This is a genomic window from Actinotalea sp. JY-7885, from assembly GCF_014525465.1.
GTDB lineage: Bacteria > Actinomycetota > Actinomycetes > Actinomycetales > Cellulomonadaceae > Actinotalea.
This window is the reverse complement of record NZ_JACEXH010000084.1, coordinates 1-15048: the sequence shown is the minus strand read 5'-3', so window position 1 is coordinate 15048 and position 15048 is coordinate 1. Positions and strand designations below refer to the sequence as shown.

The following is a 15048-nucleotide window of genomic DNA, read 5'->3' as shown; positions in this document are numbered from 1 at the left end:
GTGCGCGGCGGGCGCGCCGGCGCGGTGCGCGGCAGGCGCCGGCTCCTGGGCGCGGGTGCGGTCGCCCTGCTCGTGGTGACCACGGTGCTGGTCTCGGAGCGCGAGTCCGAGCGGGACCGCGCGCTCGCGGCGTCGCTCTCCGGCGTGCCCGGCGTCATGGCACCGCTGGACGGCGCCCTCGCCGAGCGGTGGCGGGTCGACGGCGACCGCGTCGTCGGCCAGGCGGGTGACGTGGTGCTCATCGCGGACGGCGACGCGACCACCGCGGTGGACGCCCGCGACGGCGAGCTGCTCTGGACGCGCCCGTCGCCCGACGGCCGCAGCGGGAGCTGCCGGCCGCTCGCCGACCTGGCCGGGCGCTCGATGCCGCCCGTCGGACGGCAGGGGCCCGAGGTCGGCGCTCCGTCCGGCCCCGACGTGGTCTGCGTGCGCTCGGGCCGCACGGGCGGGCGGGACATCGCCCCGCCCGCGCTGCGCGAGGCCGCGTCCGGGGCGGCCAGCACGACCGTGACCAGCGTGGACGGCGCGACGGGCGTCGAGGGGCGCGCGCTCACGGTCGCGGGCGTCCTGGTCGCCAGCGACGTGCTCGACGGCGACCTCGTCCTGGTGACCGACGCCGACGACGTCCGGCTGCACGTGACCCGGTGGGACCCGGGAACCGGCGCGGTGCGCTGGCGGCTGGTGGTCGGGCGCGACGTCGCGGCGGGTCTGCGGCACGTCGGGTGGCGCGACGGGACGGTCGTCGTCGCCGGTCTCGACGAGACCGTGGCCTACGACCTGCGGGACGGGCGCCCGGCCGACGTCGAGCAGCTCGACGCGGCGACCTCCGCGGTGGAGCAGCGCGACCTCCCGGACGGGGCGCGCCTGGTGTGGCGGCACGCGCGGAGCGCGACGTTCCCCGGCGGCTCGGGGAGCGTCGTCCTGGCCGACGGCACGCGCACCGTGCTCCCGGGCCCCGCGCTGCGCACGGGCCTGCGTGACCGGTCCGCGCCCGGGACGCTGCTGGTCGCGACGTCCGGGACCACCGTCGGCGCCGTCGACGTCGCGACGGGCGCCGTGCTGTGGCAGGCACCGGGCTCGCGGAGGACCCGGGTCCCCGTGACGGTCGCCGGTCGCGCCGTGCTCGTCGAGGCCGGGACCGCCACGGCGGTGGACGTCCGCACCGGCGCGGTGGCCTGGCAGGTCGGGCCCCTGGGCGGCGAGGCGCACGCACCGGCCCTGACGGACGGCACGGTCGTGCTGCTGCACCACCGCGAGGAGGGACGCGACGCGCTCGTCGCTCACGACGTGCGGACCGGGTCGCCGGCCTGGCGCGCGCCGCTGCCCGAGGGCACGAGGCACGTCGTGGGACCGCTGGACGGGCGGGTGCTCGTCGTCGGCGAGGGGTGGGTCGCCGGGCTGGCCTGACCCACCCCGCGCCGAGGCGGCTCAGGCCCGGCGCGCCCAGACCGTCGCGTCGCCGGGCACGACCGTCGCGCCCTGCGCGATCGTGACGGACGCGTGGAGCACGCCGTACCCCTCGGGCAGGGCGACCTCCCGCTCGCCGAGGTTCGCCACGACGAGGACGTCGTCGTTGTGGAAGGCGACGACCTCCGCCGGGTCGCCCAGGCCCTCGGCCCAGGTCAGCGTGCCGTGGCCGAGCCCGTGCTCGCGCCGCAGGCGCAGCGCGACGCGGTAGGTCTCGTACGTCGACCCCGCGACGCCCCGCTGGACGTCGGCGGCGTACCGCGCGAACGACGCCGGCTGGCTGAGCCACGTGCGGCCGGTGGGGGAGAAGCCGAACCCCGGCGCGTCCGCGCTCCAGGGCAGCGGCACCCGGCAGCCGTCGCGGCCGCGCTCGGTGTACTGCGAGCGCCACCACGTCGGGTCCTCGCGCTCGTCGTCGTCCAGGCTGGTGTGCTCGGGCAGGCCGAGCTCCTCGCCCTGGTAGAGGTACGCCGACCCGGGCAGGCCCAGCATGAGGAGCGTCGCGGCCCGGGCGCGGCGCAGGCCCAGCTCCTCGTCCGGCTGCGGGTCGCCCTCGCCGATGCCGTTGGGCTTGGAGCCCGGGACGGCCAGGCCGAGGCGCGAGGCGTGCCGGACGACGTCGTGGTTCGACAGGACCCACGTCGTGGGCGCGCCGACGGCCTCGTTGGCCGCGAGCGACGCCGTGACCACGTCCCGCAGCGCGGGCGCGTCCCACCGGGCCGTGAGGAAGGCGAAGTTGAACGCCTGGTGCATCTCGTCCGGGCGGACGTAGCGGGCCAGGCGGCTCAGCGGCTCGACCCACGCCTCGGCCACCAGGCAGCGGTCGCCGTCGTACTCGGCCAGGACCTGGTGCCAGTCGCGGTAGATCTCGTGCACGCCCTCCTGGTCCCACATCGGGCCGCGGTTGCCGGCGCCGGTCGAGCCGTCCTCGGCGCCCACCTCGCCCTCGTGCGCACCGTCGATCATGGCGGACGTGCCGGACCAGTCCGGCAGGCCCTCGGCCTTGACCATGCCGTGGGCGACGTCCACGCGGAAGCCGTCGACGCCGCGGTCCAGCCAGAAGCGCAGCACCGAGCGGAACTCGTCGCGCACCTCGGGGTTGGTCCAGTCCAGGTCCGGCTGCGTGGTGTCGAACAGGTGCAGGTACCACTGCCCCGGCGTGCCGTCCGGCTCGGTGACGCGCGTCCACGCGCTGCCGCCGAAGACGGAGGTCCAGTTGTTGGGCGGCTCGTCGCCGCCCGGGCCACGCCCGTCGCGGAACACGTACCGTGCGCGCTCGGGGCTGCCCGGCGCGGCCGCGCGGGCGGCCCGGAACCACGCGTGCTCGCTGGACGTGTGGTTCGGGACCAGGTCGATGATCACCCGGATGCCGAGGTCGTGGGCGCGCTCGATCAGCGCGTCGATGTCGTCCAGCGTGCCGAACAGCGGGTCGACGTCGCGGTAGTCGGCGACGTCGTAGCCGGCGTCGTGCTGGGGCGAGCGGTAGAACGGCGAGAGCCAGATCGCGTCGACACCGAGCTCGGCCAGGTGCGGCAGGCGGGAGGTGATGCCCGGCAGGTCGCCGATGCCGTCGCCCGACGCGTCGGCGAAGGAGCGCGGGTAGACCTGGTAGATCACCGCCGTGCGCCACCACTCACCGGCCTCGCGGCGGGGGGTCGGGGTGTCGACGGGCGCGGGCGTGACGGACGTGGCGAAGGACATGAACTTCCCGGTGGTGTCGGTGGATGCGGGGGACGCGGCGTCGGGACGCCGGGGGCGTCAGTTGGCGACGGCGGTCGCGTCGACGGCCGGGACGCGCGCCGCCACCATCGCGGCGGCGGCGACCGGACCCGTCGAGCCACGCACGATGAGCTCGGGGTGGAAGAGCAGCTCGGTGCGGGGGACACGGGTGCCGGAGATCTCGGAGAGCAGGGCGCTGACGGCGGCCTTGCCCATCCGCTCCACCGGCTGGCGCACGGTGGTCAGCGGCGGGTCGGTGAAGGCGATGAGCGGGGAGTCGTCGAAGCCGACGACGGAGACGTCCTCGGGCACGCGGAGCCCGCGCGAGCGGGCGGCGCGGATGGCGCCGAGGGCCATGAGGTCGGACCCGCAGATCAGGGCCGTGTGGCCGCTGTCGATGAGCTCGCCGCCCGCGGCCTGCCCGCCCTCGACGGTGAAGAGCGTGCTGACCACGTGCTCGGCCGGGTCGGCCGCCGGGTCGCGGCGCTGCAGGGCCGCCGTGAACGCCGCGACCTTGCGGTGCGCCGGGATGTACCGGTCCGGGCCGATCGCGAGACCGATGCGGGTGTGGCCCAGGGAGGCGAGGTGGCGCAGCGAGAGCTCGACGGCGACGACGTCGTCGGTGGAGACGGCCAGGGCGTCGACGCCGCGCGCGAAGCCGTTGACCAGCACGATCGGCACCCCGCGGCTGCGCAGGCGGTGGTAGCGGTCACGGCCCGCGGCCATGTCGGCGTGGCGGCCCGAGACGAAGACGATGCCGTCGACGCCGTGCTCGAGCAGCATCTCGACGTACTCGTCCTCCGTGGTGCCGCCGGGGGACTGGGTGCACAGCAACGGGGTGTAGCCCCGCTCGGAGAGCATGGTCTCGATCGCCTGCGCGAGGGCGGGGAAGACGGGGTTGTCGAGCTCCGGGACGATGAGCCCGACCAGCCCCTCGGAGCGGGTCCGGAGCTTCTCGGGACGGTCGTAGCCGAGCACGTCCAGCGCGGCGAGGACGGCCTTGCGGGTGTCGGCGGCGACGCCGGCCTTGCCGTTCAGGACGCGGGACACGGTGGCCGTGCTGACGCCCGCCTGGTCGGCGAGGTCCTTCAGCCTGGTGCGCACGGTCGGCAGCGTAGAGGACACCTGTCCTCCCCTCGGGTTCGGTCTGCAACGACGTGACCTGAAAGTTACCGCAACGATTTGCAGCGCGCTATCCGCGGCGTTAGCGTCGCCGTATCAGAGTCGACGCGGCACGGCCCGGCGGCGAGAAACACGAACCACTGGAGAACACGATGCGACGGAGCATCCCACTCGTCGCGGCTGCCCTCGGCGCCGCCCTGACCCTGGCCGCCTGCGGCGGGGGCGACACGGACACCGAGGACACCGGCGCTGCCACCGAGGAGACCGGCGGTGCCGGCGACGGCGGCACCCTGACCGTCTGGGTCGACGAGACCCGGCAGGCGGCCGTCGAGTCCGCCGCGGCGGCGTTCGAGGAGGAGACCGGCACGACGGTCGAGACCGTGCTGAAGAACTTCGACGACATCCGCGCGGACTTCCTCGCGCAGGTGCCGACGGGCGAGGGCCCGGACCTCACGGTCGGCGCCTCGGACTGGCTCGGCGAGTTCACGACCAACGGCGTGGTCGCCCCGGTCGAGCTGGGTGACCTCGCGGGCGACTTCGAGGAGATCGCCATCGAGGCGTGGACCTACGACGGCCAGATCTACGGCCTTCCCTACGCGATCGAGAACATCGCGATCATCCGCAACACGGCGCTCGCGGACTCCACGCCCGCCACCTTCGACGAGATGATCGCCCAGGGCCGTGCCGCGGGCACGACGTACCCGTTCCTCGTGCAGGTGGGCGAGGACGGCGACCCGTACACGATGTACCCGTTCCAGACCTCGTTCGGGGCGGAGGTCTTCGCCCAGGACGCGGAGGGCGCCTACCTGCCCGAGCTCGAGCTCGGCGGCGAGCCCGGCACCGCGTTCGCGCAGTGGCTCAAGGCGCAGGCCGACGCCGGCGTGCTGAGCACCTCGATGACCTACGACATCGCCGTCGAGGCGTTCAAGAACGGGGAGTCGCCCTACATCCTGGGTGGCCCCTGGATGCTGTCGACGTTCGAGGGCATGGACCTCGCGGTCGACCCGATCCCGAGCGCCGGCGGCGAGCCCGCACGGCCGTTCTCGGGCGTGCCCGGGTTCTACGTCAACGCGCAGAGCGACAACCAGCTCATCGCGAGCGACTTCCTCACCGGCTACATGGCCACCGAGGAGGCCCAGGTCGCGCTGTACGAGGCCGGCAACCGCCTGCCGGCGCTGACGGCCGCGGCCGACGTCGCCTCCGAGGACCCGCTGACCGCGGGCTTCCGCGTCGTCGCCGAGGACGCCCTCCCGTCGCCCGCACTGCCCGAGATGGGTGCCGTGTGGAGCTTCTGGGGCGCCACCGAGGCCGGGATCATCAGCGGCTCCATCGAGCCGGTCGCCGGCTGGGAGAAGATGGTGACGGACATCCAGGCCGCCATCGACGCCGCCTCCTGACGGACCTCGTCACGCCGGGCCCGGGAGCGGTACTCCCGGGCCCGGCGTTCCACCAGCGACAGTCACGACGGCCGCGACGCAGCGACGCCTCGCCACCTCAGGAGATCCGATGAGCACTCCGCAGGCCCCGATCGCCCCGCCGCCCGTCGAGGAAGGAGCCGCCGCGCGGGCTGGACGCTCGTCCCACGCGCGGACCTTCTCGCGCGGGTTCTTCGTCAAGCTCGTCCTGGTCGCCCTGATCGACGCGATCGGCGTCTACATCGTCATGGCGGCGATCGCGGAGGGGAACCAGGCGATCCTCTGGGCCACCGTGGTGCTGCTCGCGGTCACGAACTGGGTGTACTTCACCAAGCGCGCGGTGCCGCTGAAGTACCTGCTCCCTGGCCTGGCCTTCCTGCTCGTGTACCAGATCTTCGTCGTCGCCTACACGGGGTACGTGGCCTTCACGAACTACGGCGACGGGCACAACGCGACCAAGGACCAGGCCATCGAGGCCCTCCTGGTGCAGAACGAGAAGCGCGTCGAGGGCACCTCCGCCTACCCGCTGGTGGTGGTCGAGCGCTCCGGGCCGCTCGGCGGTGGCGAGCTCGGCTTCGCGCTCGACGTCGACGGCGAGGTCCGCGTCGGCACGGCGGAGGACCCCCTCCACGACGTCGACGACGGTGTCGTGGACGACGGCACGGTGACCGACGTGCCGGGCTGGACGATCCTCACCCGTCAGCAGGTGCTCGAACGCCAGCGCGACGTGACAGGGCTGCGGGTCCCGGTCTCCGACGACCCCGAGGACGGCTCGATCCGCACGCAGGACGGGCGCAACGGCTACGTCTACCGCTCGAGCCTCGAGTACGACGCGGACACCGACCGCATGATCGACACCTCGACGGGCGTCGAGTACGCGCCCAACGCGGAAGGGCAGTTCGAGGCGCCCGACGGCACGAAGCTCCCGGTGGGCTGGCGGGTCACCGTCGGCTTCGACAACTTCGTGCAGGCGTTCGGCGACACGCGGTACTCGACGCCGTTCCTCAAGGTGCTCGTCTGGACCCTCGTCTTCGCGGTGCTCTCCGTGGCGCTCACGTTCTTCGTCGGCCTGTTCTTCGCGGTGGTCCTCAACGACGACCGCATCAAGTTCCGCCGCGTCCTGCGCGCCCTGCTGATCCTCCCGTACGCGTTCCCGGCCTTCATGTCCTACCTGCTGTGGCGAGGCATGCTGAACCGGGACTACGGGTTCATCAACACGGTGCTGCTGGGCGGCGTCGACATCAACTGGCTCGGCGACCCGTGGCTCGCCAAGGTGGCGGTGATGGGGGTGCAGCTGTGGGTCGGCTTCCCGTACATGTTCCTCATCTGCACCGGCGCCCTGCAGTCCATCCCGGGTGACATCGTCGAGGCCGCCAAGATCGACGGCGCGGGGCCGGTCCGCCTGTGGCGGTCAGTGACCCTGCCGCTCGTCCTCGTCGCGACGACGCCGCTGCTCATCTCGTCGTTCGCCTTCAACTTCAACAACTTCAACATCATCGAGATGCTCACCGAGGGGGCGCCGCGGTTCCCGGACGCCTCCGTGCCCGTCGGGGCCACCGACATCCTCATCACGATGGTGTACTCGATCTCCGGCCTGGACGGCGGGGCGCCGAAGAACTACGGCTTGGCGAGCGCCCTGTCGATCGTCATCTTCGTCATCGTGGCCACCATCTCGGTGATCAGCTTCCGCAGGACGCGCGCGCTGGAGGACATCAACTGACATGGCCACCACCGACCTGACCTCCACCGCCCCGGCCACCGCGTCCCGCCGCGGCCGCCGGCCCGCCGACCCCGCGCAGGTCCGCATGGGCCCGCGCCGCTGGTGGCGCGAGCTGGGCTGGCGCTACGTCGTCGCCGTGCTCGCCATCGTGTACGCGGGCTTCCCGATCCTCTACGTCATCTCGGCGTCCCTCGCCGAGGGCGGGACCCTGACCGGCTCCAACGAGCTGTTCGGCACGGTCTCCGGCGCGAACTACGCCGACCTGGGCGACACGCGGTTCTGGAACTGGGTCGTCAACACGCTCGTGGTCGCCACGTCGACGGCCGTGGGCACCGTGCTCATGGGGGCGGCGGCCGCCTACGCCTTCTCGCGCTTCCGGTTCACCGGGCGCCGGGTCGGCCTGTCGGCGCTGCTCATCATCCAGATGTTCCCGCAGCTGCTGGCCTTCGTCGCCGTGTTCCTCCTGCTGCTCTCGCTGGGCGAGGTCGTGCCGGCCCTGGGCCTCAACTCGCGGCTCGCGCTGATCATGGTCTACCTGGGCGGCGCGCTCGGGGTGAACACGTTCCTCATGTACGGCTTCTTCAACACCGTGCCCAAGGAGCTCGACGAGGCGGCCAAGATCGACGGCGCCACGCACGCGCAGATCTACTGGACGATCGTGCTGCGGCTGGTCGCGCCGATCCTGGCCGTCGTCGGCCTGCTGTCCTTCATCTCCGCGTTCTCGGACTTCCTGCTGGCCAAGCTGATCCTGCAGTCCGAGGAGAACTGGACGCTCGCGGTCGGTCTGTACCAGTGGGTGTCCGACCTGCTCTCGGCGAACTGGGGGCTGTTCGCCGCCGGTGCCGTCATCAGCGCGATCCCGGTCGTGGTGCTGTTCATCTTCCTGCAGCGCTACATCGTCGGTGGGCTCACGGCGGGCTCCGTCAAGGGATGACCGCGAGCAAGGGATGACCGCAGGCGGGACGGCCCGGCCCGTGCGCCTGGACGCCCACCACGACGGGAGCGTCCGGTACGTGCCGGACGCCGCGCCGCGGCTGGGCGACGTGGTGCCGGTGCGCGTGCGCGTGCCGCAGGACGCGCCGACGCGGGCGGTGCACCTGCGCACGGTGCGCGACGGCGAGCCGCACGTGACGCCGGCCCGCCTCGACGTCACGGCCGGCGGCGAGCGCTGGTACGTGGCCGAGGTCGAGGTGCACAACCCGGTGACGTCCTACCGCTTCCTGCTCGACGAGCCCGGCGGCTACCGGTGGCTCAACGGCCGGGGGGTCCACGCCCGGGACGTGCCCGACGCGGCCGACTTCCGCCTCACCGTGCACACCCCGGCGCCGGCCTGGGCCCGCGACGCCGTCGTCTACCAGGTCTTCCCCGACCGCTTCGCGCGGTCGGCCGACGCGCCGGCCGGCTCCGGTCTGCCCGACTGGGCCGAGCCGGCGGACTGGGACGACGAGCCCGTGGGCTCCGGCCCGAGCACGCCGCGTCAGCTCTTCGGTGGGGACCTGCGCGGGATCGAGGAGCGGCTGGACCACCTGCGGCAGCTCGGCGCGGACGTCCTGTACCTCACGCCGTTCTTCCCGGCCCGGTCCAACCACCGCTACGACGCGAGCACCTTCGAGCACGTCGACCCCCTGCTCGGGGGCGACGAGGCCCTGGCCTCGCTCGTGGCCCAGGCGCACCGGCGCGGGGTGCGGGTCATGGGTGACCTGACCACCAACCACACCGGCGACGCCCACGAGTGGTTCCGGCGGGCCGCCGCGGACCGGGGCTCGGTGGAGGCCTCGTTCTACCACTGGACCGACGCGGGCCACGTGGGGTGGCTCGGCCACGCGAGCCTGCCCAAGCTCGACCACCGAGCCCCGGCGCTCGCCGACCGGCTGGTCCGGGGCCGGGACTCGGTGGTGGCCCGGTGGCTGCGCGAGCCCTTCGCGCTGGACGGGTGGCGCATCGACGTCGCCAACATGACCGGCCGCTACCGCGACGTGGACCTCACGCACGAGGTCGCCCGCGCGATCCGCGCCACCGTGGCCGCGCAGAACCCCGACGCCCTCCTGGTCGGCGAGCACTTCCACGACGCCTCGCGCGACCTGACGGGTGACACCTGGCACGCGGCGATGAACTACACCGGCTTCACGCGGCCGGTGTGGACGTGGCTGACGCCGCCCGGGAGCACGGCGCCGATGCTGGGCCTGCCCGTGCCGCGGCCGCGGCGTCCCGGTGGGGCGATGGTCGGCGCGATGCGCGACTTCGACGCGCTCGTCCCGTGGCAGGTCACCGCGCACCAGTGGAACATGCTCGGGTCCCACGACACCCCGCGGCTGCGCACCATGGTGGGGGCGGGGGTGCGGCCCGAGGGTGAGGTCGACGCCGCGGTCGAGGTCGCGGTCGGGCTGCTCATGACCTACCCCGGCACCCCGATGATCTTCGCGGGGGACGAGGTGGGCGCCACGGGCGACAACGGCGAGCACGCGCGCGTCACGATGCCGTGGGACCGCCCGGAGCGCTGGCACTCCCGGACCTTCGAGACCTACCGCTCGCTCATCGCCGTGCGCCGGGCCTCCGCGGCACTGCGCCGCGGCGGGCTGCGCTGGCTGCTGGTGGAGGACGACGCGGTGCTCTACCTGCGCGAGACCCCCGAGGAGAGCGTCCTCGTCGCCGTGGCCCGCGCGCCGTGGTCGGGCGCCGTCCTGCCGGAAGGGCTCGGCGCCGGCGCCACGACGCTGCACGGCCCGGACCTGCGGCGCGGCGGGGACGGCCTGCTCGTGCCGGGGCAGGGGCCGGGCGTCGGGGTGTGGCGCCTCGACCGGCCCGCGGTGTGAGGCAGGTCCCGCGGCGGGAGACGGCGCTGGCTAGGGTGAACGGCGTGCCCGACGCCTCCCGCCCCACCGGCCCCCGCACCGGGGCCTACACGGACCAGGACCGGCACCGATGGCTGCCCGAGGCTCCCAAGTCCCAGCAGCGCACGCCGTTCGAGCGCGACCGGGCACGCATCCTGCACTCCTCGGCGCTGCGACGCCTGGGTGCCAAGACGCAGGTGCTCGGCCCGTCGACCGACGACTTCGTGCGCACGCGCCTGACGCACACGCTCGAGGTCGCGCAGGTGGGTCGCGAGCTCGGCAAGGCGCTCGGGTGCGATCCCGACGTCGTGGACGCGGCGTGCCTCGCCCACGACCTCGGCCACCCGCCGTTCGGTCACAACGGGGAGCGGGCGCTCGCGGAGCTGAGCGCCGGCATCGGCGGGTTCGAGGGCAACGCCCAGACCCTGCGCCTCCTCACGCGCCTCGAGCCCAAGGTCACCGACCCCCGCACCGGCCGGCCGGTCGGCCTGAACCTCACGCGCGCGAGCCTCGACGCGTCGGTCAAGTACCCCTGGTCGGCGCCCGACGCGCCGCCCGGGCCGGATGGGACGCCGTCGGCCAAGTTCGGCGTCTACGCCGACGACGCCGAGGTGTTCGCGTGGCTCCGCCAGGGCGCGCCCGACCGCGTGCGGTGCCTCGAGGCCCAGGTCATGGACCTGGCCGACGACATCTCCTACTCCGTCCACGACGTGGAGGACGCGGTGGTCGGCGGCCGCCTCGAGCTGGAGGTGCTGCGCGACCCGGAGGTCCGCGCGCGCGTCGCCGCCCAGGTCCGGCTCTGGTACGGCCACGCGGTCGACGCGGCCTGCCTCGACGACGCGATGCGCCGCCTGCCGCTGCTGGCCACGTGGGTCGAGGGCTTCGACGGCTCCCGCCGGGCCCTCGCGGCGCTCAAGGACATGACGAGCCAGCTCATCGGCCGGTTCTGCGGCGCCGCGATCGACGCGACCCGGGAGGTCTACGGGGGCGGGCCGCTCACGCGCTACGGCGCCGAGCTGGTGGTGCCGGCGCCGACCCTCGCCGAGATCCTCGTGCTCAAGGGCCTCGCGGTCACGTTCGTCATGGCGCCGCGCGAGCTCGAGCCGCTGTACGGCCGCCAGCGCGAGATCGTGGCGGACCTCGTCGAGGTGCTCCACGAGCGCGCGCCCGCCGCGCTCGAGGCGCCGTTCGCGGCCGACTGGGCGGCGGCCGACGACGACGCGGCGCGGTTGCGGGTGGTCGTGGACCAGGTCGCGTCGCTCACCGACGTCAGCGCCGCCGAGTGGCACGTGCGGCTCGTGCGCCCGGACCGGGGGAGCCGGCCCTAGGGTTTCCGGGTGGACATCCTGGAGATCATCGGCTTCGTCACGGGGGCGGCGTGCGTCTGGCTCGCGGCGCGCGAGAACATCTGGACCTTCCCGGTCGGCATCGCGAACAACGTGGTCTTCGCCGCGATCTTCGCGAGCAGCGGGCTGTACGCCGGCGCCGCGCTCCAGCTCGTCTACCTGGTGCTCGGGGCGCTCGGGTGGTGGTGGTGGGCCCGCGGCGGGGCGGACCACGGACGCCTGGAGGTCCGCCCGACGCCGCGCTGGGCCTGGCCCGTGGCCGTCGTGGCGGCGGCGGGGGCGACGGCGGTCCTCGCCGTGGTGCTCGGGACGTGGACGGACTCCGCGGTGCCGTTCTGGGACGGCCTGACGACCGGCCTGAGCCTGGTCGCGCAGCTCATGCTGAACCGCAAGTGGCTCGGGAGCTGGTACGTCTGGATCCTCACGGACGTGCTGCTCGTGGGCCTGTACGTGAGCCTCGGCCTGCACGTCACCGCGGCGCTGTACGTGCTGTTCATCGGCCTGTGCCTGCAGGGCCTGCGGCGCTGGCGCCGCGCGCAGCGTGACGCCGCCACGGGCTCCCCGGCGTCCGTGGCCGCCTCCGATCCGGCCCTGGTGGCATGACGCGGTACGCCCACGGCCTGGTGATCGGCAAGTTCTACCCGGTCCACGCGGGCCACCTGAACCTCATCCGCACCGGGCTGGCACGCTGCGACCGGGTCACCGTGCAGGTGCTCGGCTCCTCCCGGGAGTCGGTCCCGGTCGAGACGCGGGCCGGCTGGCTCCGGGCCGAGCTGCCCGGCGCCCACGTCGTGACGGCGCTCGACGACACGCCCGTCGACTACGCGGACCCGGCCGCGTGGGACGCGCACGTCGCGCTCATGCGCTCCCTGCTCGACGCGCCGGTCGACGCCGTGCTCACGTCCGACGCCTACGGCACGGAGCTGGCGCGCCGCCTGGGCGCCACGTGGCTGCGGGTCGACCCCGGCCGGGTGGGCGTCCCCGTCTCGGGCAGCGCCGTGCGGGCCGACCCGGGGGCCCACTGGTGGGCGCTGCCCGCGGGCGTGCGCGCCTGGTTCGCGCGACGCGTCGTCGTCCTCGGCGCGGAGTCCACCGGCACCACGACCCTCGCCGCCGACCTCGCGCACCACCACGGGCTCGAGCCCGTGCTCGAGTTCGGCCGCGAGTGGAGTGCGGAGCGGCCCGGCGGGCTGGCTGCCCCGTGGCACACGGCCGAGTTCGACCTCGTGGCGCGCGAGCAGGCCAGACGCGAGGACGACGCCGCGGCCGCGACCCCGATGCCGCTCGTGGTGTGCGACACCGACGTGCTCGCCACGACGCTGTGGCACGAGCGCTACACGGGCACCCGGTCGCCGTCGGTCGAGCACCTGGCGGCGCGGCGCGTCCCGGACCTGTACCTGCTGACCGGCGACGAGATCCCGTTCGTGCAGGACGGGATGCGCGACGGCGAGCACGTGCGCCACGCGATGCAGGACCGCTTCCGCGAGGTGCTCGCGGCGCAGGCGGCGGCCGGGGGAGCACCCTGGCACGAGCTGCGCGGGTCGCCGTCCGAGCGCCTCGCGGCGGCGTGCGAGCTCGTCGCGCCGCTGCTCGCCCGTCCGCGGCCGATGTCGGCACCGCTGCCGCAGCGGGGTGCCGAGGCGTTCGCGGACGTCCCGTGATCATCCGTGCCAGACTCGAGGCGTGCTGAGCCCCGACGCCCCCGTGCCCGTGACCAGCGACCCGACCGCGCCGGCCGCGACCCGCGACATCGACCGGGTCTCCTCGGCGCCCACGCGTCCCGGCAGCGGTGGCGCGACCGGCGCCGACGCCCAGCTCGACGTCGAGCGGCTGTTCGCGGGGGACACCGTCGGGGGTCCGGGCGTCGCGCTCGACGCGCCGCTCGACGAGAAGCTGCGCCAGGCGTACTTCTGGCTGGTCAACCACGCCATCATCAGCCCGCACTACGACGTCGAGTTCGCGGACCCCGCGCGGCCGCGCACCGCCTACCGCATCGGCGACACGCGCGCCGTCGTCGAGCTCCCGACGGACCAGTCGTACTCGAGCTTCGTCCTGCTGCCGCTGCTGACGTTCGCCGTCCGGGGCCGGTGCCTCCTGGTGGGCGGCCCGGGTCGCGGCAAGACGGCGAGCGCGATCCTCATGGGCGTGCTCGCCGGGTACCCGGTGCGCGACGTCCGCCGCGCGATGCAGCACGGCCACCCCCAGCTGACCGTGAGCGACCTGTTCGGCACGCCGCTGCCGCGCGACCTCGTCGCGGCCGAGCGGCTCGCCGACATCGACGTCGCGTGGCGCACCTGGCTCGGGATGCGGGTCAAGATCGTCGACGAGTACAACCGCATCCCCACCAAGACGCAGTCGGCGCTGCTGACGGTGCTCGCGGACGGCTACGTCGAGGTCTTCGACCAGATCTACGAGACCGGCGCCTCGGCCTGGTACCTCACCGCGAACGACGACGCCGGCGGCGGCACGTTCCAGGTCGTCGACGCGCTGCGCGACCGGATCGACGTCGTGGTCAAGGCCCTGCCGTTCAACAACCGCTTCCTCGGCGACCTGGTGACGCGCGCCGAGCGCGGGGTGCGCCCGGAGGACAACGTGCCGCCCGAGATCGTCTTCTCGGCCGACGAGCACGACCGCGTGCACCGCGAGGTCCTCGCGGTGCACCTGCCGGCGGCGGTCCGCCGCCGGCTCGAGTACTTCGCCTCCCAGCTGGAGGTCCTCGAGCACGCCGCCTGGCAGCTCGAGTACCGGACCAAGGACACCGCGCGGCTCGCGGGCGTCGACCCCCACACGCTCTCGGTCGCCGACACCGGGCGCGACCGGCTCGCCGACGTCGGCGCGCAGACGCTCAACGGGCTCTCCGTGCGCGCCCTGCAGTCCCTCATCCTGTACGCGAAGGCGATGGCGTACTTCCGCGGGAACGCGCAGGTCACGCTCGCGGACCTGCGCGCCGTGCTGCCCTTCGTCCTGCACGACAAGCTCCAGCCCGACCTCCAGGCCACGAGCTTCGACGCCCCCGAGCGCCAGGCGCTGCGCACGGACCGGGTCTCGTGGATCCGCGACCTCTTCGACACCACGTGCCGCCAGTACGACGCCGAGGAGCTCGACGCCGACGACCCGGTCGGGGAGATCCTGGCCGAGCTCGACCGCGGCACGCACGGGCTCACCGAGCAGGAGGTGCTGCGGCGCACCGCGCGCATCGAGGGCCTGCTCGCGCTCTGGCAGGACTCGGTCAAGCTCTACGGCAGCGTGTACGACGACGCGCTCGCCCTGAAGTACGCCCACCAGCGCTACTCCGGCTACCTCGCCTGGCTGCGGTGGAGCGGCGGGTGAGCGCGCCGCTCGACCCGGCCTCCGCCACGGGCGCCGCGGTGCGCGCGCGCCGCGACGCGCTCAACGCGACCCTGCGGCGCGCTGCCTCGCAGGGCGCG

At 74.2% G+C, this 15048-nt stretch carries 11 protein-coding genes; 9 read left to right on the top strand and 2 right to left on the bottom strand.

Translation table 11 applies throughout. The features are described 5' to 3' along the window. On the top strand, positions 1–1407 hold a 1407-nt coding region (locus IDM29_RS09460; protein WP_188037453.1), incomplete at its 5' end, for a PQQ-binding-like beta-propeller repeat protein. A gap of 21 nt (positions 1408–1428) precedes the next feature. Here the strand turns inward: IDM29_RS09460 and IDM29_RS09455 are convergent. Together IDM29_RS09455 and IDM29_RS09450 are read right to left on the bottom strand one after the other, a co-directional pair. Next, entirely contained in the window at positions 1429–3168 is a 1740-nt protein-coding gene (locus IDM29_RS09455) for an alpha-amylase family glycosyl hydrolase (protein WP_182111472.1), read from the bottom strand. A gap of 57 nt (positions 3169–3225) precedes the next feature. Then, positions 3226–4290: a LacI family DNA-binding transcriptional regulator gene (locus tag IDM29_RS09450; protein WP_255491554.1), complete on the bottom strand. Its 1065-nt coding sequence runs from the start codon at positions 4288–4290 to the stop codon at positions 3226–3228. 170 nt (positions 4291–4460) lie between these two features. Here IDM29_RS09450 and IDM29_RS09445 point away from each other — a divergent pair, with 170 nt between their 5' ends. From IDM29_RS09445 to IDM29_RS09410, 8 genes are all read left to right on the top strand, one after another. Continuing rightward, positions 4461–5705, top strand: a complete 1245-nt coding sequence (locus IDM29_RS09445; RefSeq protein ID WP_188037452.1) for an extracellular solute-binding protein — start codon at positions 4461–4463, stop codon at positions 5703–5705. Positions 5706–5814: 109 nt separating this feature from the next. Next, on the top strand, positions 5815–7443 hold the full coding sequence (locus tag IDM29_RS09440; RefSeq protein ID WP_182111469.1) for an ABC transporter permease subunit: 1629 nt from the start codon (positions 5815–5817) through the stop codon (positions 7441–7443). 1 nt (position 7444) lies between these two features. Then, positions 7445–8377 carry a sugar ABC transporter permease gene (locus IDM29_RS09435; RefSeq protein WP_188037451.1) on the top strand — a complete coding sequence of 311 codons (933 nt, stop codon included), beginning with the start codon at positions 7445–7447 and terminating at the stop codon, positions 8375–8377. Between the two features lie 13 nt (positions 8378–8390). Next, positions 8391–10256, top strand: a complete 1866-nt coding sequence (locus IDM29_RS09430; protein ID WP_188037450.1) for a glycoside hydrolase family 13 protein — start codon at positions 8391–8393, stop codon at positions 10254–10256. 35 nt (positions 10257–10291) lie between these two features. Beyond that, positions 10292–11602 (top strand): deoxyguanosinetriphosphate triphosphohydrolase, encoded by a 1311-nt coding sequence (locus tag IDM29_RS09425; RefSeq protein WP_375372401.1) that lies wholly within the window; start codon positions 10292–10294, stop codon positions 11600–11602. A 9-nt stretch (positions 11603–11611) separates the two neighbouring features. Further along, positions 11612–12223 (top strand): nicotinamide riboside transporter PnuC, encoded by a 612-nt coding sequence (pnuC, locus tag IDM29_RS09420; RefSeq protein ID WP_188037448.1) that lies wholly within the window; start codon positions 11612–11614, stop codon positions 12221–12223. Next, a complete protein-coding gene (locus tag IDM29_RS09415; RefSeq protein ID WP_188037447.1) occupies positions 12220–13281 on the top strand; it encodes an AAA family ATPase in 1062 nt (353 codons plus the stop codon). Before pnuC ends, IDM29_RS09415 begins: the two co-directional genes overlap by 4 nt. A 22-nt stretch (positions 13282–13303) precedes the next feature. Next, positions 13304–14950: an ATPase gene (locus IDM29_RS09410; protein WP_309232706.1), complete on the top strand. Its 1647-nt coding sequence runs from the start codon at positions 13304–13306 to the stop codon at positions 14948–14950. Positions 14951–15048: the final 98 nt, after the last annotated feature.